Source organism: Caulobacter segnis, from assembly GCF_029543125.1.
Lineage (GTDB): Bacteria > Pseudomonadota > Alphaproteobacteria > Caulobacterales > Caulobacteraceae > Caulobacter > Caulobacter segnis_D.
In genome coordinates, this window is record NZ_JARQWW010000002.1 from 249,956 (window position 1) to 273,061 (window position 23,106).

Below are 23,106 nucleotides of genomic sequence, written 5' to 3' on the forward strand. Positions count from 1 at the left end.
GCACATAGAGACGCTGCATCGCGACGCAAGCTGCATCTGACCGTCCGGGCTTGAAACCGCCGCTTTCAGTTCCGATCCTCTCCCTATGGCTGAAAGCGAATTTCTCACGGGGCGGCTGCTGGTCGCCATGCCTGGCATTGATGATCCGCGTTTCGAGCGCGCCGTGGTGTTCGTCTGCTCGCACGACGAGGACGCCGCCATGGGCTTGGCGGTGAACCGGCCGGTGGACGGCCTGATGGTCAGTGATCTGCTGGAGAAGCTGGGTGTGCCCAAGGCGGAAGACGGCCCCGCCGATCTGGTGCTGATGGGCGGTCCCGTGCAGCGCGAGCGCGGCTTTGTCCTGCACACCGCCGACTATGAAGCCGAGGGCGCCAGCGTGGCCATCACCGACGACCTCAGCCTGACCGCCACGCGCGCGGTGCTGGAGGCCATGACCGACTACCGCACCAAGCCCCGCCGTTCGATGATGGCTCTGGGCTACGCCGGCTGGGACGGCGGTCAGCTGGAGCAGGAGCTGCGCGAGAACGTGTGGCTGATCTGCGATCCGGACGAGCAGCTGCTGTTCGGCTCCGACCACGAACACAAGTGGTCGCAGGCCCTGGCGAAACTTGGGATCAGCGCCGATCAGCTATCCGGTCAGGCAGGCCGCGCCTAGGCCCAGGCGCGCAACGGCGCGACGCCGTCCAGATAGGCCTCGTTGAGATAGACCTCGGCTTCCGTCGGCGCCAAAGCCGGCGCGTAGCCGAAGCCCTGACCGTAATCGCAGCCGAGCTCCAGAAGCTTTGCGGCCATGGCGGCGTTCTCCACGCCCTCGCCCACCACTTCCAGGTTCAGGTCGCGTCCGAGCTGGACGATTGAGCGGACGATCTTCGCCGAACCTTCATTGCCGGCCATGGTCCGCACGAAATAACGGTCGATCTTCAGCGTATCGACGGGCAGCTGCGACAGGTACGACAAGGACGAGAAGCCGGTGCCGAAGTCGTCCAGGGCCAGGCCCACGCCCGTGTCGCGAAGGGCGTTCAGGACCGAGGCGGCGCGCTTGGGATCGCGCATCACTTCACTCTCGGTGATCTCCAGCTTCAGCGCCTGGGCGGGCAGGTCGTTTTCCTTGATGACCGAGGCGACTTCGGCGATCAGGCTGGCGCGGTCGATCTCGCCGGTGGAGAGGTTGACGCTGACCGTCATGCCCTCGACCTGCCGGTGCGTCCTGCGCCAGGCGGAAAGCTGGGCGGCGGCGGAGCGCACCATGTGGGCGCCCAGTTCGCTCATCAGCCCCATCTCCTCGACCAGCGGCAGGAAGTCGTCCGGCGGCAGGAAACCGCGACGGGGATGCCGCCAGCGGGCCAGGGCCTCGAACCCAGCCAAAGCGCCGTCGGACAGACGCACCACGGGCTGGAAGAATGGGATGATCTCGCCACGGCCCAGCGCGCCGCGAAGGTCTCCTTCGAGCGCCAATCTGGAGAGGCCGTCGGACTCCATGGCCCGGCCATAGGCCGCCGCCCCGCCCCGGCCGCCCACGCGGGCCGCCTCGACCGCCAGCTCGGCTCGGCGCAGCAGCTCGGTGGCCTCGGGCGCGTATTCGCCCCCCTCCGCCGACACGGCGCCCAGGGACAGGGTCGGGAAGATGTCGAAGCCCACCACGCGCAGGGGCTGCTCCACCGCCTGACGCAGCATCTCGGCGGGTTCGCGGCCGCTGACGGCCTCGATCAGGACGGCGAACTCATCCTCGCCGATCCGGCCGATCACCGCGTCGGCGGGAAAGGCGGCAGCAAGACGCGAGCCCAGAGCCGCGAGCACCAGATCGGCGCGCTCATGTCCCAGGGCCTCGTTCAGGCGGCGCAGGCGGTCGAGGTCGGCGACCACCATTTCGTACTCGCCCGGCGACTGCAGACGATCCCGCGCCCGGGCGATGAAGCTGGAGCGATCCAGCAGACCGGTCAGGTGATCATGCTGGGAAGCGGTGTATTTCGTTTCCGGAGCAACCACGCCGGCGGCGCGGACGCCCTCCTCAAGCCAGACGCCGCGCCAGAGACAGCTTTCGGCGCCGCGCATGCGGACGCGGGCGATGACCTCGGTCCCAGGCGCCTGGGTGCGCAGCATGCGCTCCACCTGGGCGCGGTCCTGCGGAATGGCGAGGGCGAGAATGGCGGCGGAGGCGCACTCGGGCGCCAGCGGGCCAAGGCCCAGGGCGCGCGCGGGTCCGTTGACGCGGAGGCGGTCGGCTTCGGGCTCCCAGACCCACAGCGCCACATCAGCGGCGCCCAGGGCCTCCAGCATGGCCGGGGCCTCCCAGCCCCGTTTCAGGTTTTGCTTCAGCGCCATGCACAGCCCCGCCGAAAACCCGTTCTAGGTTCCGGCAATGTACGGGCTTTCCGACGCACGCGCGCGTGAGACCAGCCCGAACAACCTATGGTCTCGCCATTCGCCGTTAATTTTCAGATAAGCGCGGGCGTAGCCTTCCTCGGAAAACCCGGCCTTCAGCAGCAGGCCGCGCGACGGCGCGTTGTCGGGTAGGCACTGGGCCTCCAGCCTGGAAAGGCGGAACGGCCCGAACGCGAAGGCGCTGACCGCCCGCACGGCGGCCAGGCCATAGCCCCGGCGGGCGAAGGGTTCGCCGATCCAGTAGCCGAGGGAGGCGGTGTCGGCCACGCCCCGGCGGATGTTGTGCATGCGGATCAGGCCGACCAGACGGTTCTCGCGCGTCTCGCGGATCGCCAAGGCCACGCCCAGCCCCTCGGCCAGTTCGCGGTCGTAGGCCTCGATGCGGCGGCGAAAGGCGGCGCGGGTCAGGTCATCCTCGGGCCAGGTCGGCTCCCAGGGCTGAAGGAAGGCGCGGGACGCCTCACGCACTCTGGCCCATTCCGCATGGTCCGACAGGCGCGGGGTGCGCAGGGTGACGCCCTCCCCCTGCAGCACGATCTCATTCTTCGGAGAAAGCCAGTCGAGCATGCCCATGGACGCGACCCTAGCTTGCTTCGATCAGGCGAACAGCCCGGCCTCGAAGGCGCGGCCGGCCTTCATGGCCCCCTTTGCGCCCAACACGGCGGTGGCGCACTTTCCAGAGCCTAGCAGACGGGCGCCGACCCGCGCGATGTCGCCGGCCTCCACCGCGTCGATGGCGGCGCCGATCTCCGACGCGCTCAGGGTCTTGCCGAACAGTAGGGTCTGGCCCGCCGCCTGCTCGGCGCGGGACAGGGGCTGCTCGCGGCCCATGAACATGGACGCCTTCAACTGCGCCTTCGCCCGCGACAGTTCGATGGGTTCGATCCGTTGCGCCAGATCGGCGATCTGGCCGGCCGTGACCTTGGCCGCCTCCGCCGCGTCCTTGGCGGCGCAGCCGGCATAGACCCCCAGCACGCCAACATCCGAATAGGTGTCGGCATAGGCGTCGATGGCGTAGGCGAGGCCCCGGTTCTCGCGAACCTCCTGGAACAGGCGGGAGGACATACCGCCGCCCAGCACCTCGGCGAACAGGCGCAGCACGAAATAGTCCGGGTCCCGTGCGCCGAAAGCCGGCAGCAGCAGCACCAGATGCGCCTGCTCCAGCCGCTTGGGGTTCTCGATATGGCCGCCCTCGAAGGTCGGTGTGGCGGTCACCGGGGCGCCCGCCGTGTTCGGCATGCCGCCAAACTCGCGTTCGGCCAGGTTCAACAGTTCGGCTTCGTCCGCCGCGCCGGCGGCGCTGACCACCAGGGCGTCAGCGGCGTAGAGCGCGGCGCGCCATTCGCTCACGGCCGATGGCGTGGCCGGCGCCAGCGAGGCGTCCGTGCCCAGGATCGGCCGGCCAAGGCCAGTGTCGCCCCAGGCCGCGCCCTGCACCAGATCGAAGACCAGATCGTCGGGCGTGTCCGCCGCCTCGGCGATCTCCTGGCCGATGACCTGCTTTTCCTTCTCGAGATCCTCGGCGTCGAGGGTCGGGCGCAGCAGCAGGTCGGCCACCACCGCCATGCCCAGATCCATCCCGCCCTTCAGGGCGCGGACCTGGAAGCTGGTGCGTTCATAGCCGGTGGCGGCGTTCAGATTGCCGCCCTCGTTCTCGATGACTTCGACGATGTCGCGGGCAGAGCGGGCGCCCGCGCCCTTGAACACCATGTGCTCCAGCAGGTGCGACCAGCCGGAGCGGGCCTTGTCCTCGAACCGAGCGCCCCGGCCGGCGACGACCGACAGGGCGACCGTCTCCAGGCCCGGCATGCGGTCGCAGACGACCCGCACCCCGTTGGGCAGGGTGTGGACTTTCGGCGTCGTCACTCGGCTCTCGCGAAGGCGCGCACGCGGGCCTTCACCGCTTCGGCGTCGGCGGCCACGCTCTCAAAGCGCTCCGGACGCTGGAACAGGTCGCCGGCTCCGCGCGGGGCCGGCGCATCTAGGCCGCAGGCCGCAAGGACGGCTTCCGGGAACTTGGCCGGATGAGCGGTGGACAGAACCACCAGCGGCGCATCGACCCCGCCCGCCGCCAGGGCGGCCTGCGCGGCGGTGACGCCGACCGCCGTGTGCGGATCGATCATCTCGCCCGTCTCGTTCAGGGTCGAAACCATGGTGCGGGCGGTCTCCGCCTCGCTCACCGCGCGGCCGCGGAAGATCTCGCGGATGGCGGCCAGGGCCGACGGCGGAATGTCCAGGGCGCCGGCTCCGGCGAAGGCGCGGAACGCACGGCCGGTCTCGACGCCGTCACGGCCGACGGCTTCGAAATACAGACGCTCGAAATTGGACGAGACCTGGATGTCCATGGCCGGAGACGAGGTGGCGGCCACTTGGCCACGCTCGTACTTCCCGTCCTCGATCGCGCGGGCGACGATGTCGTTGGCGTTGGTGGCGGCCGTCAGGCTGCGGATCGGCAGACCCAGCTTGCTGGCCACATAGCCGGCATAGGCGTCGCCGAAGTTGCCGGTCGGGATGGCGAAGGCCACCTCACGCAGCGGCGCGCCCAGGGCGACGGCGGCGGTGAAGTAATAGACGCTCTGCGCCGCGACCCGGGCCCAGTTGATCGAATTGACCGCCGACAAGTCCACGGCTTGCGCGAACTGGCCGTCGGCGAACATCCCCTTCAGGATCGCCTGGCAGTCATCGAAGGTGCCGCCCACGGACAGGCACTGGACATTGGCGTCCTCGACCGTGGTCATGAACCGGCGCTGGACCTCGCTGATCCGGCCGTCCGGGAACATGGCGACGATCTTCACATTGGTCCGGCCGCGGAAGGCCTCGACCGCCGCGCCGCCGGTGTCGCCGGAGGTGGCGCAGACGATGGTCAGGTTGCGGTTGCGGGTCGACAGGATGTGATCGTACAGCCGCCCCAGCAGCTGCATCGCCACGTCCTTGAACGCCAGGGTCGGGCCGTGGAACAGCTCCAGCAGGAAAAGGCCGGGCGCGAGCTGCTTCAGCGGCGTGGTCGCCGGGTGGGCGAAGCTGGCGTAGGCCTCCTGGCAGATGGCGGCCAGATCCTCACGGGCGATCTCATCGCCGGCGAAGCGGGCCAGCACCTCGGTGGCGACCTCGTGATAGGGCTTGCCGGCGAAGGCGGCGATCTCGTCGGCGGTGAAGCTGGGCCACGTTTCGGGAACATAAAGACCGCCGTCGGGCGCGAGGCCGGACAGAACCGCATCCAGGAAACCGATCGCGGGGGCCTCCCCCCGGGTGGAGATGTACTTCATCAGTCTCTTCGCCTGCGCCAGAGCATGGCGGCATAGACGCAGGCCAGGGTCGCGGCAAGGCCGAACCAGGTCAGGGCGTACTCCAGGTGACGGTTGGAGATCTCCGCCGGCAGGGGCGCGGGCTCCAGCGCCGCCCATTCCGGATTGGTGGAGGTCTCGGCCATCAGGAACAGCGGAGCAGGGTTCGACACGTTCAAGCCGGCGCCGATGGCGGCGGCGTCGCGGGCGAAGAACTGGCCCTTCTGCGGCTGATCCGGCGGGGTGACGAAGCTGCGGGCGTCCCCGGCCCGCAGCACGCCGATGACCGCGACCGGCGTGCGGTCGGCGGCGTCCACCGGCGGACGCGCGGAGATGGTGTCGGCCACGAAGCCGCGGTCGATCAGAACCGTGCCTTGCGGCGTGGGACAGGCGGAGATGATCCGCTCCCCCGCCTTGCCGTCGCGGATTGCGTAGAGCTGGACGAAGGGCGCCTTGGCCAGGCCCGGGCACGTCAGGGTGACCCGGGTGAACTCCGCCGACTTCGGGGTCCACGGCGTGGCGGCCGCCCCCTGCAGGGCGGCGATGCGGGTCAGCAGGTCCTGCTTCCACGCCAGCCGCTGCATCTGCCAGGCCCCGAGGCCGCAGAGGATCGCCAGGCTGATCGCCGTGGCGACGGTCAGGCCGATGGGGAACCGGCGGTCGGATTGAACGGTCATGGGATCAGACGTCGCGGCGTCCGGCTTCGGACGCGCGGTTGGCCACCTGGGCGGCGACCATCAGCCCCTTCATCGGGCGCAGCAGGCCGACCGACACGAAGGTGATCAGCGGAAGCCAGAGGACGAGGTGCACCCAGATCGGCGGATGGAGCGTGAACTCCACGAACAGGGCCGCGAAGCAGACCAGGAAGCCGGCGATGAGGATGATGAAGACCGCGGGGCCATCGCCGCTGTCGGCCTTGGAGAGATCGTAGCCGCAAGCCTCGCAGGCTGGGCTGATGCGAAGGAAGCCCTCGAAGAGCATTCCTTCGCCGCAGTTCGGGCAGCGGCCGGCGAGCCCTGACAGGTAGGGGTTCGCCGGCCCAGCCATCTAGCCGAAGACGACGTAGACGAAGGCGAACAGGAAGAGCCAGACCACGTCCACGAAGTGCCAGTACCAGGCGGCCGCTTCGAAGCCGAAGTGACGCTCCGGGGTGAAGGCGCCGCGCATCAGGCGGATCAGGCAGACGATCAGGAAGATCGTGCCGATGATCACGTGAGCGCCGTGGAAGCCGGTGGCCAAGAAGAAGGTCGAACCGTACAGGCCCGAGTTGGCGGCGGCTTCCGAGTAGAACAGGTGCTCGTGGTTGATGTGGGCGTATTCGTAGAACTGGATCGCGCTGAACAGCAGGCCGAGCGCGATGGTCAGGATCAGAGCCAGCTTGGCGCCCTTGCGGTCGTTCTGGATGATCGCGTGGTGCGCCCAGGTCACGGTGGTGCCGGACAGCAGCAGGGTCAGGGTGTTGACCAGCGGCAGTCGCCAGGCCGAGACGGTCTCGACGCCGGCCGGCGGCCACTGGGCCCAGGCCGTCTTTACTTCCTCGTAGGCGGACAGGGTCCGGTGCTCATGGAAGAGCACCATCTCGAAGAACATCCAGAACCACGCCACGAAGAACATCACTTCCGAGGCGATGAACAGGATCATGCCGTAGCGCAGGCCGATCGACACGACCGGCGTGTGGTCGCCGGCGTTGCCTTCCTTGATGATGTCGCCCCACCAGCCGATCATCGTGTAGATGATGCCGAGCAGGCCGAGAGCGAACACCCACCAGGTGCCCTTCTCCAGACCGAACACGCCGCCCTTCATCCAGATGACGGCGCCGATGGCCAGAACGGTGGCCGCGGCCGAGCCGACGAACGGCCACGGGCTGGGCGGAAGAATGTGATAGTCGTGTTTTACGGCGCCAGATGCCATGTTCGCCTAACCCTTTTGTCCCCCGGTCGGGCGGGCCCGACCTTGAAAATCGTTCGTGCTATAACGTCCGTTGTCAGCTTCCGCCAGAGGCCGAAGCACCGCTTTCCGCAACCTTCGTGGACGGGAAGAACGTGTAGGAGAGGGTGATCTCCTCCTTGCCCTTCGTTTCGAAGTCTTCGGCGTAGCGGGGGTCTACGAAATAGACCACCGGGAACTCGACCGTCTGGCCGGGCTGGATAGTCTGATCGTTGAAGCAGAAGCACTCCAGCTTCTGGAAATACGGACCGGCCTGCTCGGGCACGACGTTGTACGCCGCACGGCCGGTCATGGGCTTGTCGCCGTTGTTGGTGACCTTGAAGAAGGCCAGCCCGGTCGCCCCGATATTGATTTCCTGGCTCACCTGCTCGGTGCTGAAATCCCACGGCAGGGTGCGGACATTGGCGTCGAAGCGGATGGTGACCTTCTGGTCCAGGATCTTGCCCGGCGCGGCCTCAGCCTTGCGCACGGTGCCGTCGAATCCGGTCACCTGGCAAAACATCTTGTAGAGCGGCACGGCCGCGTAGGCCGCGCCCACCATGCCGAAGAAACCCGCGGCGCAGATCAGCGCGACGCGGCGGTTGCGCTTCTGTTGCGGCGTCAGCTCAGAGCGGCCGGTCGACAATGTTGCCTCCCAGCCGCACGATGGTCACCACGAAGACCAGGATGACGAAGGCGACCAGGCCCAGGGCCAGGGCCACGTTGCGGCCACGGCGCGCCTTGTCGGCGGCTTCCTTGCTTTGGGTTTTCTGCGGCTCGGTCATGACAGCTTGATTACCCAGTGCATGGGGGAAAGACCAGCCGCCGCCTCGACCAGCATGGCCGCGAACAGCAGGAACAGGTACAGGATCGAGAAGGCGAACAGGTTGCGCGCATCCTTGGAGCCGGCGCGGACCGCATAGAGCAGGTCGCCGTTCTCGCCCGTGCGGTCGTCCGCCTCGTCGCCGGCTCGGCTGGCGAACAGGCGCCCCGCCAGGGTCAGGAACACCAGACCGCCGAGGACCGAAACCACCAGGTACAGCAGTCCGCCGAGGCCCGTGAACGCCGGGGCCACGCAGACCGGGATCAGGATCAGGCTATAGATCAGGATCTGCAGGCGCGTGTTCTTGGCGCCCTTCACCACGGGCAACATGGGCACGCCGGCCTTGGCGTAGTCCTGCTTGGTGTAGAGCGACAGCGCCCAGAAATGCGGCGGGGTCCACAGGAAGATGATCAGCACCATCAGCCAGGCGTTCAGCGGCGCCTCGCCCGTGGCGGCGGCCCAGCCGATGGCCGGCGGCAGCGCCCCGGCCAGTCCGCCGATGACGATGTTCTGCACCGTCCAGCGCTTCAGCCACATGGTGTAGACCACGGCGTAGAACAGAATGGTGAAGGCCAGCAGCCCCGCGGCCAGCCAGTTCAGCGCCATGCCCATCAGCATCACCGACAGCAGGCTGAGCACCACGCCCAGGGATGCGGCCTCGGCGCCCGCCACCTTGCCGGCCGGCACCGGCCGCGCCCGGGTGCGGCGCATCTTGGCGTCGATATCGGCGTCGAACCACATGTTCAGGGCGCCGGACGCTCCGGCCCCCACGGCGATGCACAGCACCGCCACCGCCATCAGCACGGGATGCAGGTGGGCGCGTGCGGCGACCACACCGGTCAGGGCGGTGAACACCACCAGACTCATCACCCGCGGCTTCATCAGCTGCAGGTAATCGCGCCAGCTGGCGGGCGCGGCCTCGGCGGTTTCAATGGCGGCGGGCTTGCTCATCATCGCGTCTTATAAGCCGAAGGGCGCGGCCGGACCTGCGTCCGATCCGCGCCCCCGATTTTACCCCAAACCTGGCGATCAGTGGTGGCCGTCGGCCTTGATCACCGGAGGTTCGTTGAACTGGTGGAACGGCGGCGGCGAGGACAGGGTCCACTCCAGCGTCGTCGCGCCTTCGCCCCACGGATTGGCCTCGGCCTTGCGGCGGCGGATGGCCGCCTCCAGCAGGACGATCAGGAAGATCGCCACGGCCACCAGGGTGATGGCGTAGCCCACCGACGAGACCCAGTTCCAGTACGCGAAGGCGTCCGGATAGTCGACGTAGCGGCGCGGCATGCCTTGCAGGCCCAGGAAGTGCTGCGGGAAGAAGATCAGGTTCACGCCGACGAACATCACCCAGAAGTGCAGCGCGCCGAGGAACTCGTTGTACTTCACGCCCCACATCTTCTCGAACCAGTAGTAGAAGCCCGCGAAGATGGCGAACACGGCGCCCAGCGACAGCACGTAGTGGAAGTGCGCCACCACGTAGTAGGTGTCGTGCAGGCTGTAGTCGATGCCCGCGTTGGACAGGACCACGCCGGTCACGCCGCCGACCGTGAACAGGAAGATGAAGCCGATCGCCCACAGCATGGGCGTCTTGAAGCTGATGGAGCCGCCCCACATGGTGGCGATCCAGGAGAAGATCTTCACGCCCGTCGGAACGGCGATGATCATCGTGGCGGCCACGAAGTAGGCGCGCAGGTTGATGCTCATGCCGACGGTGTACATGTGGTGAGCCCACACGATGAAGCCGACGAAGCCGATGGCCACCATGGCGTAGGCCATGGCGAGGTAGCCGAAGACCGGCTTGCGGCTGAAGGTCGACACGATGTGGCTGATGATGCCGAACCCGGGCAGGATCAGGATGTACACTTCCGGGTGACCGAAGAACCAGAACAGGTGCTGGAACATGACCGGGTCGCCGCCGGCGGTCGGATCGAAGAAGTGGGTGCCGAAGTTACGGTCCGTCAGCAGCATGGTGATGGCGCCGGCCAGGACGGGCAGCGACAGCAGCAGCAGGAAGGCGGTGATCAGCACCGACCAGGCGAACAGCGGCATGCGGTGCAGGGTCATGCCCGGCGCGCGCATGTTGAAGATCGTGGTGATGAAGTTGATCGCGCCCAGGATCGAGCTGGCGCCCGCCACGTGCAGCGAGAAGATCGCCAGGTCCATGGCCGGGCCGGTGTGGCCGGACGTGGACAGCGGCGGATAGATCGTCCAGCCGCCGCCGAAGCCTTGGCCGGGACCGCCGTCGACGAACATCGAGGTGCAGAGCAGCACCCACGCGGCCACCAGCAGCCAGAACGAGATGTTGTTCATCCGCGGGAAGGCCATGTCCGGCGCGCCGATCATGATCGGAACGAACCAGTTGCCGAAGCCGCCGATCATCGCGGGCATGACCATGAAGAAGATCATGATCAGGGCGTGGGCGGTGACCACGGCGTTATAGCCGTGCTTGCCCTTGAAGACGCCCAGTTGGGCCAGCAGGCCGGTGTCGGAGAACACCTGGATGCCCGGCTCGGCCAGTTCCCAGCGGATCAGGCCCGACAGGGCGCCGCCGACGATGCCCGCCATGATGGCGAACAGGATGTAGAGGGTGCCGATGTCCTTGTGGTTCGTGGAGAAGAACCAGCGGGCGAAGAAGCCCGGCTTGTGATCGGCGTCGTGATCGTGTGCGTGGTCTGCGGCGTGAGCCATCGGACTCTATCCTGCGAACTTAAGCCGCCGGCGCGGCGGGAGCCGCGGCCGGAGCGGGAGTGGTTTCGGCGGCCGGAGCCGCGGCGTCGGTCGCGGCCGGAGCGGCGGCGGGAGCCGCTGCCGGGGCCGGAGCCGGCGGAGCCTTCTGGGCGACCCAGGCGTCGAACTCGGCCTGGGTGACGACCTTGATCTCGATCGGCATGAAGGCGTGGTCGACGCCGCACAGCTCCGAGCACTGGCCGTAGAACGTGCCGGTCTTCTCAGCCTTGAACCAGGTTTCGTTCAGGCGGCCCGGAATGGCGTCGGTTTTCAGGCCGAAGGCCGGCAGGGCGAAGGCGTGGATCACGTCGGCGGCGGTCACCTGGACGCGCACGACCTGATTGACCGGAACCACCATCGGCTCCGTGGCCGCGAGGCGGAACGGAACGCCGCGGGCCTTGGACTCGGCTTCCGGCAGCATCGTCGAGGTGATCTCGGCGATCTCCTGGTCGGGGTACTCATAACCCCAGTACCACTGATAGCCGGTGGCCTTCACGGTCATGTAGGGCTTCGGCATGTTGTGGTAATCGAACAGCAGCCGGAACGAGAAGATCGCGATGAACATCAGGATCAGGACCGGAACCACGGTCCAGACGATCTCGATGACCGTGTTGTGGCTGAACTTGGCCGGCACCGGATTGGCGCGCTTGTTGTAGCGCACCACGATCCAGATCAGCAGGCCGAGCACGAACAGCGTGATGATCGTGATGATCGGCAGCAGGATCGCGTCGTGGAAGAAGTGCGCGTGGTGCTTCAGCGGCGAGGCCGCCGGCTGCAGCGCGATGCCCTTCGGGGTCGGCTGCCCCATCAGATCCTCGGCGAGCGCCGATGCGCCGACCAACGTCGTCGCTGCGAACGCGGCCAGACCCGCCATCATCCGCCGCATACCCAAAAGTTGCGCCTTCATGTCCCTCACGGCCCGTTTCGCCGCCCGAAACGCCCCGTTTTCAGGGCCGGATCGTGGTCGGCAACTCATCTTGAGGCGTCAGGAATGAGCGCGAGCGAATGCGCGGCCCCCTTTTCGCCTTGGCGGGTGCATACGCGTATCGTCCAGCCTTGCCAAGGCGTCTGACGCCGCAAAGTCCCTACAAGCGTCATGGAGTCGCTCCGCGGCGGCGAAACAGGGCTTCGTCGCACGGCGTTCTTCTCGTCATGTGACCATGGGGCCTCAGCCGCCGCCCCGCATTCCGGTGGATCAAGGGCTCGCCCGGCGCTTTCCTGAGCCCCCTGTAAGAAAGCCTCGCCTTGCGCGCCGTCAGCATGAGGCGTAACGGGTTCGCTCCCCGTACTGGGGGTATTTTTGTCGAAGGAGATCGCCATGGGTTACCGGGTCGCCGTCGTCGGCGCCACGGGCAATGTGGGCCGCGAAATGTTGAACATCCTCGAGGAAGTCAACTTCCCCGTGGACAAGATGCATGCGCTCGCGTCGCGAAAATCCATTGGCGTCGAGGTCGGCTGGAAAGACGGCGTGGTCGCCTGCGAGGACGTGGAGCAGTTCGACTTCACCAAGGTCGACCTGGTGCTGATGAGCGCCGGCGGCTCCGTGTCCAAGGCCTGGGGCGAGAAGATCGGCGCGGCCGGTCCGATCGTGATCGACAACTCCAGTCACTTCCGCATGGACCCCAAGGTCCCGCTGGTCGTGCCCGAGGTGAACCCCGAGGCCGCCGCCGACGCGCCGAAGAACATCATCGCCAACCCCAACTGCTCGACCGCGCAGCTGGTGGTGGCCCTGAAGCCGCTGCATGACCGCGCCAAGATCAAGCGCGTGGTGGTGTCGACCTACCAGTCGGTCTCCGGCGCGGGCAAGGAAGGCATGGACGAGCTGTGGGAGCAGACCAAGCAGGTCTTCGTCCTGGGCGCGTCCGAACCGAAGAAGTTCACCAAGCAGATCGCCTTCAACGTCATCCCGCACATCGACGTCTTCCTGGACGACGGGCAGACGAAGGAAGAGTGGAAAATGGCGGTCGAGACCCAGAAGATCCTGGACCCGGCCATCCAGCTGACCGCGACCTGCGTGCGCGTGCCGGTGTTCGTCGGCCACTCCGAGGCCGTGAACATCGAGTTCGAAAGCCCGCTGGACGAGGACGAGGCCCGCGACATCCTGCGTGAAGCCGAGGGCGTCATCGTCGTCGATAAGCGCGAGGACGGCGGCTACATCACGCCGAAGGAAAGCCAGGGCGAGTTCCCGGTCTATATCTCGCGCATCCGCAACGACCCGACCCAGGCCAACACCATCAATCTGTGGTGCGTGTCCGACAACCTGCGCAAGGGCGCCGCTCTCAACGCCGTGCAGATCGCACAGCTTCTGCACGAGCGCGGCTGGCTGAAGCAGAAGGCGCTCGCCTAGGAACGATGTCACCCGGTCTTCGTGACCGACCTTCACAAGAAGCGGGTGGCGACCAGTTCGCCGCCCGCTTTTTCTTTGGCCTTCGCACGGGGATTTGAATGGCCGCCGAAACGAACCAGCGCTCCGCGATCACGGCGGGGGTTGTCTGCTACCTGCTGTGGGGCTTCCTGCCCCTCTACTTCCATGTGGTCAGCCTGTTCGGCGTCAGCTCGTTCGAGATGATCGCCCATCGCACCGTCTGGGCCGTGATCTGGGCGGGCGGTCTCGTCCTGCTGGCCCGCCAGGCCGGCGAGGTGAAGCGGGTCCTCGGCGACCTGAAGATCATGGCCTGGCTGGCGGCCTCGACCCTGGCGATCTTCATCAACTGGACGGTCTATGTCCTGGCGGTGAACGCCGGCCACGTGATCGAGGCGAGCCTCGGCTATTATATCAACCCGCTGATGAACATGGCGGCCGGCGCCCTGCTGTTCCGCGAGCGCATGAGCGGCCCCGGCAAGGTCGCCATCGGTCTGGCCGCGATCGGGGTGGTGGTCCAGGCCATCGCCATCGGCCACCTGCCCATCGTCTCGCTCGGCCTGGCCATGTCCTTCTGCGCCTATGCGGTGATCCGCAAGCGGGTGGCGGTGGACGCCCAGACCGGCCTGTTCTTCGAGTGCGCCTATCTGGCCCTGCCCGGCCTGCTCTACGTGCTGTGGCTGCAGAAGACCGGCGTCGGCCACTTCACCGGCGGCTGGAACATCGCCCTGCTGCTCATGGCCGCCGGCCCGGCCACGGTCGCGCCCCTGGCCCTGTTCGCCTGGGCCGCGCGGCGCATGCCCCTGTCGACCATGGGCTTCCTGCAGTTCCTGGCCCCGACCATCCAGTTCCTGATCGGCGTCGCCCTGGGCGAGGCCTTCACGCCCCTGCGGGCCCTGTCCTTTGGCTTCATCTGGGCCGGGGTGGCGGTGTTCGCCTATGGCGCCTGGCAGGCGGGACGGAGGGCGCGCCTGGCTCAGAGCGCGGCGTAGGCCGCCTCGATCAGGCGCACGGCGCGCGGATCCCCGATCAGGTCCGCGCCCTGCTTGTTCATGACATAGGCGCCGGCCACGCCGCGCTGCGGATCGGCCCATACGCACGAGCCGCCCCAGCCGCTATGGCCGAAAGCGTCGTCCGTCGGGCCGTAGAAGAAGTTCGGCGCGTTGCGCATGAAGCCCGCGCCCCAGCTGATCTCGAACGGCAGAACCAGGTCGCGGCCGCGGATGCGCTCGCGGCTCGCGGCCGCGGTCCCACGCGGCGACAGGATCGTGCGGCCGTCCAGTTCGCCGTCGCCGGCCAGGGCGCTCATCAACCGCGCCAGACCTTCGGACGTGGCGTGCATGTTGGCCGACGGAATCTCGATCCGCCGCCAGTCCGCCGCGCTCTTGCCGCTGGCCGTGGCCCAGGGGGTCAGGAAGGCGGCTTTCACCGCCTCGTTCAGCTCGCCGAACTTGGGCAGGGCGCTGGGACGCTGCAAATCCGCCACGCGCTCATGCTCGCTGTCCGGCAGGCCCAGCCAGATGTCCAGGCCCAGCGGCCCGGCGATGTCCTCGCGCAGGGCGGTCCCCATGCTGCGGCCGTCCACGCCGCGGAAGATCTCGCCGGTCATGTAGCCGATGGTGGTGGGGTGGTAGCCGCTGGCAGTTCCGGGCGCCCAGATCGGCGCCATGGCGGCCAGCTTGGCGGCGATGGCCGGCGGATCATACCAGAGCGTCGGGTCCATCTGTTCGGGAAAGCCCGACAGGCCCGCCTGGTGCGACAGCAACTGCTCGATGGTCACGGCGTCCTTGCCGCCCTCGGCGAACTCCGGCCAGACGCTGGCGACGGTCTGGCCGTAGTCGAGACGTCCCTGCTCCACCAGCCGGGCGATCATCAGGCTGGCCACCGCCTTGGTGGACGAGAAGATCGGCGTCAGGGTCGTGGCGGTGAAGGCCTTCGACTTCGCCCGATCCATGTGGCCGCCCCACAGGTCGACCACCGTCTCGCCGTCCACGATCAGGGTGAAGCGCGCGCCGAGCTCCCTGCCCTCGTTGAAGTTGGCTTCGAAGGCCTCGCGCACGGGCGAGAAACGGTCGGCGCAATGGCCATCGGCGGCGAATTCGGTCATGCCGCTCAAGTGCGGACTCGAACCTTCCGAGGCAAGTCCCAAAACGAAAACGGCGGGCGCCCGTGGGACGCCCGCCGCTGTGATCGGTCGCTGAAGCCGCCGCTTAGTAGCGGTAGTGCTCCGGCTTGAACGGGCCGGTGACCGGCACGTTGATGTAGTCGGCCTGCTCCTTGGTCGGGGTCGTGAGCTTCACGCCCAGCTTCTCCAGGTGCAGCTTGGCGACCTTCTCATCCAGGACCTTCGGCAGGGTGTAGACGTCGTTCTTGTAGGCCGAACGGTTGGTCCACAGCTCGATCTGGGCCAGGGTCTGGTTGGTGAACGAGGCCGACATGACGAAGGACGGGTGGCCCGTGGCGTTGCCCAGGTTCACCAGGCGGCCTTCCGACAGCACGATGATCTTGTTGCCGCCCGGGAACTCCACATGGTGGACCTGCGGCTTGATCTCGTCCCACTTGAAGTTGCGCAGGCCGGCGATCTGAATTTCGCTGTCGAAGTGGCCGATGTTGCAGACGATCGCGTTGTTCTTCATCGCCCGCATGTGATCGACGGTGATGACGTCCTTGTTGCCGGTGGCGGTGACATAGATGTCGGCCACGGGCAGGGCGTCTTCGATGGTCAGGACTTCATAGCCCTCCATCGCCGCCTGCAGGGCGCAGATCGGGTCGATTTCGGTTACGATCACGCGGGCGCCGCCGTTGCGCAGCGAAGCGGCCGAGCCCTTGCCCACGTCGCCGTAGCCGCAGACCACGGCGACCTTGCCGGCCAGCATCACGTCGGTGCCGCGGCGGATGGCGTCCACCAGGCTTTCACGGCAGCCATACAGGTTGTCGAACTTCGACTTGGTGACGCTGTCATTGACGTTGATGGCCGGGAACGGCAGCTCGCCCTTGGCGGCCATCTGGTACAGGCGGTGAACGCCCGTGGTGGTCTCTTCCGACACGCCGGTGACGGCGTCGCGGATGGCCGAATAGAAGCCCGGCTTTTCGGCCAGGTACTTCTTCATCACAGCGAAAAGGGCTTCTTCTTCCTCGTTTTGCGGATTGCTCAGGACCGACGGGTCCTTCTCGGCCTTCGGGCCGAGCACGCACAGCAGGGTGGCGTCGCCGCCGTCGTCGAGGATCAGGTTCGGATAGCCGCCGTCATGCCATTCGAAGATCTTGTGGGCGTACTCCCAGTACTCCACCAGGGTCTCACCCTTGGTGGCGAACACCGGAGTGCCGGTGGCTGCGATGGCGGCCGCGGCGTGGTCCTGGGTCGAGAAGATGTTGCACGACGCCCAGCGCACTTCGGCGCCCAGGGCTTGCAAGGTCTCGATCAGAACGGCCGTCTGGATGGTCATGTGCAGGGAGCCGGCGATGCGGGCGCCCTTCAGCGGCTGAGCCTTGCCGTATTCGGCGCGGGTCGACATCAGGCCCGGCATTTCGGTCTCGGCGATGTCGATCTCCTTGCGGCCCCACGGGGCGAGCGAGATGTCACGGATGATGTAGTCGGCCACGGGAGGCTCCTTTGGCGTATCGGCTTTACCAGCGGGTATAGCCGTTCGGCGCCACCCTCGCAACGAACGCATAAGGATTTCTTTATGCGCTAGTCGAGAAGACGATAACCCCGCTCGCCCTTGCCGACCTGCGACGGCGTCATGTCGATCAGGCGGCGAAGGCGAGCCGCCACCGTGTGAAGCGCCGCCTCTGATCCTGATTTCAGCTCCAGCTCCATCTCCACGAAGGCCTCCCGGCGCTCGCCGGCCACCGCTTCGGCGTCATCCAGGGCGATCTCGACCTCGCCTTCGGGCGTCGCGACGATCCCCTTCAGACGACGGTTCTCGATCCTGAAAAGCGGCAAAACGGCTCGCCCGCGCAAAATCCCTGGCGCCGGCGTCTCCATCAGGAAGACGTCGTCAGGCGCGTCGCCGGAAGCCGCCTCCCACTCATCCCGCGCGAAGAGGGAGTCATCGTCGCCGGGGCTCTTGAAGATCTGTTTCCCACCGCCGTCGCCCGTCCGGACGCGCAGGGTGCAGCCGGCCCGTCGCAGGGCCTGGTCGTCGGTGTCGAAATAGGTGGAGACGAGGCGCTTCTCGCTGAAGGTCACATCGGGAAAGGCGGCGGTCACGATGTCGAAGGCTGAACGGTCCACTTCGAACTTCAGCTCGACTTCCTGCTGCCGCATCACGATCTCCTTGGCGGGTTTCCCTTGTCTAGCAAGGGCGCGGCCCGGTGTCGCACCCTGGTGAAGCGTTGACGATGATCTAGGTCAGAGCGCGCAGGCGGGCCGCGCGGATGCGATCTGCCCCGTCGCCCGATCAATGAGGCGAAAACCTTCCATACACGCGGGATTTCCGAGCATGCCATCGGGATGGCAACGGTGTCATCGAATGCTCGGACAATCACGTTCTCAACTGCGAGGGAGGCTGACCCGACGAAAATTAACCAAGAATCTCAATGATGAATGACCATACGCGTATCTTCGGTATACGATTTTCACGTTACTTGCCGGATCAATCGAGCTAGTCGGGCCGGCGAAAAATCCGACCATGCTCGACCTTAGAACACTCTATCTGGCCATCGCCTGCATCTACCTGTGCCTTGGGGCCATGCAGATCGCGGCGTTCACGACCCGCCGCTTCGGCCGTTGGGTGCTCTGCTGGGCGCTCAGCAGCCTGCTGGTCGGCGCGGGCCTGCTGATGACCGGGCTGCGCGACATGATCCCGCCGGCTCTGTCGATCCATGCGGCCAATCTGGCGACCATCAGCGGCAACTTCCTTCTGCTGGCGAGCGTCCGGATGTTCACGGGCCGCAAACCCCACTGGATGGCCTATGCGGTGATCGGCGCGGCGGTGTCGCCCTTCATCTTCGGCATTTGGTCGGACGCGGCGGCCTTCGCGCCCCGGATCGCCCTGGTCTCCGTCCTCTGCGCGGGTTGCGACCTGGCGGTCTGCGCGGACGCGCGCCGCGTGATCCGCGACGAGGGATTGGCCTCGGCCAAGATCCTGATGGCCCTGTTCGGCCTGACGACCATCCTGTTCTCCGTCCGCGCCATTCTCGCGGCCTCGGGCTGGTCATCGCCGGGCATGTTCGAGGCGACCCCGCCCTCACAGAGCATCATGGCCGCCGCCGCCGGCGCCATCGTCGTCCTGAGGGCCCTGGTGCTTCTGCTCATGGCTGTGGAGCGGGCGGACAAGGCCTGGGAGCGCCTGGCCTTCCGTGACGCCCTCACCGGCGCCCTGAACGCCGCCGGCCTGAAGGCCGGCTTCGAACGGTGGCGATCCGATCCCGCCCGCGCGCGCAAGCTGTCGGCTCTGTCGATCCAGGTCGAGGGCCTCGATCACACGGCGGACGCCAAGGGACCCGCCACGGCGGAGCGGCTGCTGAAGCTGCTGAACGCCGTGGTCCTCCGGCATGGCCGCCCAGGGCAATTGCTGGCCCGAATGGGCACGCAGCAGTTCGTCCTGCTGCTGCCGGGCGCCGCCCATGCGGAAGCCGAACAGACCGGCCGCCACCTGCGCAGCGCCTTCGAGGCTCTGGCCGGAAAGTCGGGCGGCCCGCGCCGCGCCACCCTCACCTTCGGCGCGGCCGAGGCCTCGTCATCCAACCCCGTCCTGGGGCTGCTTCTGAACCAGGCCGACGGAGCCCGGCGCGACGCGCCAAAGCATCAGGCCTCTCAGACGCTCACCGCCGCGCGGGCGTGAGCCGGACCGAGGCGATCGCGCAGTCGCAATCGACTGACCGCAGCACAAGTGCATTGCTTCCCTTCTGAAGGCGGACGGCCTGCGCGTTCACAGTCCGCCACGCGCCGCCGGCCGGCACGGCCGCGACTGACGCCGTGCCCTGATTGACGCTCACGGCCACGCCTCCCGCCGCCTTGGTCATGACCTTCAGTTCGACGTCATAGGTCCCCGCCGCGTCCGCCTGGAGCGTGTACCGCATCCATTCGTCAGGCTTGAAGTCGCTGACATAGGGCGCCCCATCCGCAGCCACGGCGACATCGACCCCATCGTTGCGGTAGGCGCGGCCGTTGTTCCACAGCGTCCGCTCCTTGCCGGTGGAGACGTGATAATTGGCCGCGTCGATGTCGAAATAGGCCTGCCCGATCGGGCCCAGGTCGTAATCCACGGCCTGGATCGTACCGCCCGTCCTGCCGATCGTGTGCGCCTTGAACGGCCTCGTCTCGTCCGCGTGGGGCAGACGGATCATGGCGTCGATGACGTCGGGGTGGGCGATGTTGTTCTCGAACTTCAGGTCGTCGGCCAGCTTCATCAGACCTCGCTCCGCCTCGGCGGCGGTCGGCTTCGGTCCCTTGCTGGTGAGGTAGGCGACGACCTTGGCGTAGTCGGGGTTGGAGCGGATCTCCAGCGGCTGGTTGAAGCCGATCTTCTTCAGCGGCCAATAGGCCCAACCGATCCCTTCGCCCTCCACCAAGGCGATGGAGTCGCGGAACCAGACATTGGAGTTCTCTCCGGACTCGCCCAACCACAGCGGGACCTTGTGCTCATCCCGCAGCTTCAGCAGCGGCTCGATCGACGCCCGGTCATTGACGTTCCAGTACTTGTGGAAGCTGACCGCCAGATTGTCGTCCCAGGGCGGCATGACGCCCTTGTAGTTGTTGCCCCAGCAGTTGCCCTCGATGATCACCATGTGCCGCTTGTCCACCTCGCGGATGGCGGCGGTGATCTCCATCATCAGCGAACGCAGGGGAGCGTTCTTCTCCTCCTTGCAGCCGTGCCCGCCGCCATCGCCTTCGAAGTCCCAGTTGGGCTCGTTGATGATGTCGTAGGCGCCGATCCCCGGCTCGTCCTTGTAGCGCTCGGCCAGCTTGCGCCAGATCGCCACCGTCTTGCGGCGGTTCTCGGGGCTGTCCCATAGGGAGGGCTTGGAGGGATCGCGGTCGGCTATGGGCAGGTCGTTTCCCTGCCCGCCCGGCGCGGCGTGCAGGTCGAGGATGAGGTACAGGCCATTGGCCTTGCTCCAGGCCAGCAGGTCGTCGATCCGCTTGAAGCCGTCCTCATGCCAGGTGTCGGCGCCCGACTTCGGCTCCTGGTCCGCCGGCAAGGTCAGCAGGTCGTAGTGCATGGGCAGGCGCACGGAGTTGAAGCCCTGCGCGGCCATGTAGTCGATGTCCGCCTTGGTGGTGTGGTTGTCGAGCCAGGCCTCGTAGAAGCGGGCCGTCTTCTCCTCGCCGATCAGCTCGGCGATCTTGCCGCGAATGACGTGCTGCTGGCCGCGCCCGACCTCACCCATCTGCAGCATGTAGCCTTCCTGCAGCATCCAGCCGCCCAGACCCATGCCCCGCAGGATCACCGCACGGCCAGCCCCGTCGACAATCTGCTTTCCCTCTGCGCGAAGGAAACCTTCGGCCGAAGCGATGGTAGCGAATGACGCGCAGCACATCAGGGCCGCGAGAGCGGAACGAAGACGCATGATGACCTCCCATGTCGGCGTCCTTCACGCGGCGCCGTTTGTGAGGCGCAGTAAGGCGGCTTGAGCCCCGGGCCGCAAGCAAAATTGACAACGCTGTCATCGCCTCAAGCTGTGTGAACACCGATCAGTCCTTGAGTCCGCCGCCCGTCCGCGCGATCAAGGCCGCGATTTTCGGGAGTTCCGCATGACCGCCAAGCACGACATCGCCACGCCGCGCTACGACTGGACCGTCGCCGAGGTGGAGGCCCTGTTCGAGCGCCCGTTCATGGAGCTGGTGTTCGAGGCCGCCACCGTCCACCGCCGCTGGTTCGATCCGAGCGAGGTGCAGCTGTCGCAGCTGCTGTCGATCAAGACCGGCGGCTGCGCCGAGAACTGCGGCTATTGCAGCCAGTCGGCCTCCTTCGACACCGGCCTGAAGGCGTCCAAGCTGATGGAGGCCGACGACGTCATCGCCGCCGCCAAGGCCGCCCGCGACGGCGGGGCCCAGCGCTTCTGCATGGGCGCGGCCTGGCGCGAACTGAAGGACCGCGACGTGCCGAAGCTGGCCGCCATGATCGGCGGGGTGAAGGCCCTGGGCATGGAGACCTGCGCCACCCTGGGCATGCTCACCGCCGACCAGGCCAAGACGCTCAAGGCCGCCGGCCTCGACTACTACAACCACAACCTCGACACCTCGCCGGAGTACTACGGCGAAGTGGTCACCACCCGGACCTACCAGGACCGGCTGGACACCCTGTCCCACGTCCGCGACGCCGGGATGAGCACCTGCTGCGGCGGCATTGTCGGCATGGGCGAGACGCGCCGTGACCGCGCCAGCTTCCTGCACCAGCTCGCCACCCTGCCGATGCATCCGGACAGCCTGCCGATCAACGGCCTGGTCCCGGTGACCGGCACGCCGCTGGGCGAGCGCATCCTGAAGAAGGGCGAGATCGACGGCCTGGAGTTCGTGCGCACCATCGCCGTGGCCCGCATCGTCTGCCCCAAATCCATGGTCCGCCTGTCGGCCGGCCGCGAGGGCATGAGCCGCGAGCTTCAGACCCTGTGCCTGATGGCCGGCGCCAACTCGATCTTCGTGGGCGGCAAGCTGCTGACCACCCCGCTGCCGGAAATGGACGCCGACACCGCCCTGTTCGCCGATCTGGGCGTGCGCCCGATGACCATGGCCAAGGCCGCCGTCGCGGCGGAGTAGGCCCTAGGCCTTCGCGCCCGCCGTCTCGACCAGGTGGGCGCGATACAGGGCCGCCAGCAGATCGGTCTGGCTGATGACGCCGATGATCACGCCATCCCCGTCGGTCACGGCGGCCTCGCGCACGGCCCCGGTGGACAGCAGCGGAAGCAGCATCTCCATGGGCGCGTCAGCCGCCACGCGGACGGCGGAGGATGCGGCGGCGCCCGCCGCGCTCCTCATGATCTCCCGGCAGGTGATGCGGCCATGCAGGCGCTCATGAGCCCGCCTCTCCACATCATGAAACAGCACCTCGAGGTCCTCGGCGCTGACATCCAAAAGTTCGCCATAGCGCGCCAGCGCCTGCTCGATGTCGCCAAGCGTGACGCCGTCCGCCGGCGCCGGCGGTTGGGGATGGGCCCTGTGCGGATAGCTGCGCCCCTCGATCCGGTTGACCAGCAGCCACCCGATCAGGACCAACAGGATCGAGCAAAGCGCCACCAGGGCCGCATAGTGCGCCGACGAGGCCAGATCGTGGGTCGCCAGCAGCGCCCCGCCCAGAGCCGAAGCCCCGCCCGGCGGGTGCAGGCACTTGAGCATGGACATGACGCTGATGGCCGCCGCCACCGCCAGCGCGGCGGCGAGCAAGGGAACAGGAACCAGCCAGCCGACCGCCAGCCCGACCAGGCTGGAGATGATGTTACCGCCGATCACGCCTCGCGGCTGGGCCAAAGGACTGGCGGAGGCGGCGAAGACCAGCACCACCGATGCGCCGATCGGCAGGGCCAGCAGCGGAGCGTAGGAAAAGCCGCCGCCCAGAAGCAGCCGGCCGATGAGGCCGATCAGCAGAATGCTGGAGAACGCGCCGGCGAAGATCGCGCTTTGAGCATTCAGGGGCGGAAACAGCGCCCGGGCCAAGAAG

22 protein-coding genes are annotated in these 23,106 nt (G+C 67.3%); 5 read left to right on the plus strand and 17 right to left on the minus strand.

Annotated features, from left to right (window positions below; genetic code table 11):
* The first annotated feature begins 85 nt into the window (after positions 1–85).
* Positions 86–655 carry a YqgE/AlgH family protein gene (locus P7B02_RS05980; protein WP_277785411.1) on the plus strand — a complete coding sequence of 190 codons (570 nt, stop codon included), beginning with the start codon at positions 86–88 and terminating at the stop codon, positions 653–655.
* On the opposite strand, the gene P7B02_RS05985 is transcribed toward P7B02_RS05980, so the two are convergent.
* The 12 genes from P7B02_RS05985 to coxB form a co-directional block, all read right to left on the minus strand.
* Positions 652–2,322 carry a putative bifunctional diguanylate cyclase/phosphodiesterase gene (locus P7B02_RS05985; protein ID WP_277785412.1) on the minus strand — a complete coding sequence of 557 codons (1,671 nt, stop codon included), beginning with the start codon at positions 2,320–2,322 and terminating at the stop codon, positions 652–654. The two genes, P7B02_RS05980 and P7B02_RS05985, sit on opposite strands and share 4 nt — an antisense overlap.
* Before the next feature lie 24 nt (positions 2,323–2,346).
* A complete protein-coding gene (locus P7B02_RS05990) occupies positions 2,347–2,955 on the minus strand; it encodes a GNAT family N-acetyltransferase (RefSeq protein ID WP_277785413.1) in 609 nt (202 codons plus the stop codon).
* A gap of 24 nt (positions 2,956–2,979) precedes the next feature.
* Positions 2,980–4,248: a M16 family metallopeptidase gene (locus P7B02_RS05995; RefSeq protein WP_277785414.1), complete on the minus strand. Its 1,269-nt coding sequence runs from the start codon at positions 4,246–4,248 to the stop codon at positions 2,980–2,982.
* Complete coding sequence (gene thrC / locus P7B02_RS06000) at positions 4,245–5,648, minus strand: threonine synthase (RefSeq protein ID WP_277785415.1); 1,404 nt, start codon at positions 5,646–5,648, stop codon at positions 4,245–4,247. The genes P7B02_RS05995 and thrC overlap by 4 nt, the downstream gene beginning before the upstream one ends.
* A complete protein-coding gene (locus tag P7B02_RS06005) occupies positions 5,648–6,343 on the minus strand; it encodes an SURF1 family protein (protein ID WP_277785416.1) in 696 nt (231 codons plus the stop codon). The genes thrC and P7B02_RS06005 overlap by 1 nt, the downstream gene beginning before the upstream one ends.
* 4 nt (positions 6,344–6,347) lie before the next feature.
* Positions 6,348–6,647: a DUF983 domain-containing protein gene (locus P7B02_RS06010; protein WP_347276639.1), complete on the minus strand. Its 300-nt coding sequence runs from the start codon at positions 6,645–6,647 to the stop codon at positions 6,348–6,350.
* Between the two features lie 66 nt (positions 6,648–6,713).
* Positions 6,714–7,577 (minus strand): cytochrome c oxidase subunit 3, encoded by an 864-nt coding sequence (locus P7B02_RS06015; protein WP_277785418.1) that lies wholly within the window; start codon positions 7,575–7,577, stop codon positions 6,714–6,716.
* A gap of 73 nt (positions 7,578–7,650) precedes the next feature.
* Positions 7,651–8,238, minus strand: coding sequence for a cytochrome c oxidase assembly protein (locus P7B02_RS06020; protein WP_277785419.1), 588 nt, complete (start codon positions 8,236–8,238; stop codon positions 7,651–7,653).
* Positions 8,219–8,377 carry a hypothetical protein gene (locus P7B02_RS06025; protein WP_277785420.1) on the minus strand — a complete coding sequence of 53 codons (159 nt, stop codon included), beginning with the start codon at positions 8,375–8,377 and terminating at the stop codon, positions 8,219–8,221. Before P7B02_RS06025 ends, P7B02_RS06020 begins: the two co-directional genes overlap by 20 nt.
* Positions 8,374–9,366, minus strand: coding sequence for a heme o synthase (cyoE, locus tag P7B02_RS06030; protein WP_277785421.1), 993 nt, complete (start codon positions 9,364–9,366; stop codon positions 8,374–8,376). The genes P7B02_RS06025 and cyoE overlap by 4 nt, the downstream gene beginning before the upstream one ends.
* Positions 9,367–9,444: 78 nt before the next feature.
* Positions 9,445–11,100, minus strand: a complete 1,656-nt coding sequence (gene ctaD, locus P7B02_RS06035) for a cytochrome c oxidase subunit I (RefSeq protein ID WP_277785422.1) — start codon at positions 11,098–11,100, stop codon at positions 9,445–9,447.
* Between the two features lie 19 nt (positions 11,101–11,119).
* Positions 11,120–12,046 (minus strand): cytochrome c oxidase subunit II, encoded by a 927-nt coding sequence (gene coxB / locus P7B02_RS06040; RefSeq protein WP_277785423.1) that lies wholly within the window; start codon positions 12,044–12,046, stop codon positions 11,120–11,122.
* A gap of 411 nt (positions 12,047–12,457) precedes the next feature.
* On the opposite strand from coxB, the gene P7B02_RS06045 reads away from it, so the two are divergent.
* A complete protein-coding gene (locus P7B02_RS06045; RefSeq protein WP_277785424.1) occupies positions 12,458–13,486 on the plus strand; it encodes an aspartate-semialdehyde dehydrogenase in 1,029 nt (342 codons plus the stop codon).
* Between the two features lie 98 nt (positions 13,487–13,584).
* A complete protein-coding gene (gene rarD, locus P7B02_RS06050; protein ID WP_277785425.1) occupies positions 13,585–14,493 on the plus strand; it encodes an EamA family transporter RarD in 909 nt (302 codons plus the stop codon).
* On the opposite strand, the gene P7B02_RS06055 is transcribed toward rarD, so the two are convergent.
* The 3 genes from P7B02_RS06055 to P7B02_RS06065 all read right to left on the minus strand — a co-directional run bounded on the left by P7B02_RS06055 (position 14,478) and on the right by P7B02_RS06065 (position 17,771).
* Positions 14,478–15,608 (minus strand): serine hydrolase domain-containing protein, encoded by a 1,131-nt coding sequence (locus P7B02_RS06055; RefSeq protein WP_277785426.1) that lies wholly within the window; start codon positions 15,606–15,608, stop codon positions 14,478–14,480. The genes rarD and P7B02_RS06055 overlap by 16 nt on opposite strands.
* A 103-nt stretch (positions 15,609–15,711) precedes the next feature.
* On the minus strand, positions 15,712–17,103 hold the full coding sequence (gene ahcY, locus P7B02_RS06060; protein ID WP_277785427.1) for an adenosylhomocysteinase: 1,392 nt from the start codon (positions 17,101–17,103) through the stop codon (positions 15,712–15,714).
* Positions 17,104–17,192: 89 nt separating this feature from the next.
* Entirely contained in the window at positions 17,193–17,771 is a 579-nt protein-coding gene (locus tag P7B02_RS06065) for a CYTH domain-containing protein (RefSeq protein ID WP_277785428.1), read from the minus strand.
* 364 nt (positions 17,772–18,135) lie between these two features.
* Here P7B02_RS06065 and P7B02_RS06070 point away from each other — a divergent pair, with 364 nt between their 5' ends.
* On the plus strand, positions 18,136–19,290 hold the full coding sequence (locus tag P7B02_RS06070; RefSeq protein WP_277785429.1) for a GGDEF domain-containing protein: 1,155 nt from the start codon (positions 18,136–18,138) through the stop codon (positions 19,288–19,290).
* Here the strand turns inward: P7B02_RS06070 and P7B02_RS06075 are convergent.
* Complete coding sequence (locus tag P7B02_RS06075; protein ID WP_277785430.1) at positions 19,271–21,019, minus strand: cellulase family glycosylhydrolase; 1,749 nt, start codon at positions 21,017–21,019, stop codon at positions 19,271–19,273. The genes P7B02_RS06070 and P7B02_RS06075 overlap by 20 nt on opposite strands.
* 184 nt (positions 21,020–21,203) lie before the next feature.
* Between P7B02_RS06075 and bioB the strand changes: the two genes are divergently transcribed.
* Positions 21,204–22,208, plus strand: a complete 1,005-nt coding sequence (bioB, locus tag P7B02_RS06080) for a biotin synthase BioB (protein ID WP_277785431.1) — start codon at positions 21,204–21,206, stop codon at positions 22,206–22,208.
* A 3-nt stretch (positions 22,209–22,211) separates the two neighbouring features.
* Here the strand turns inward: bioB and P7B02_RS06085 are convergent, their stop codons facing one another.
* Positions 22,212–23,102 (minus strand): HPP family protein, encoded by an 891-nt coding sequence (locus P7B02_RS06085; RefSeq protein WP_277785432.1) that lies wholly within the window; start codon positions 23,100–23,102, stop codon positions 22,212–22,214.
* Positions 23,103–23,106: the final 4 nt, after the last annotated feature.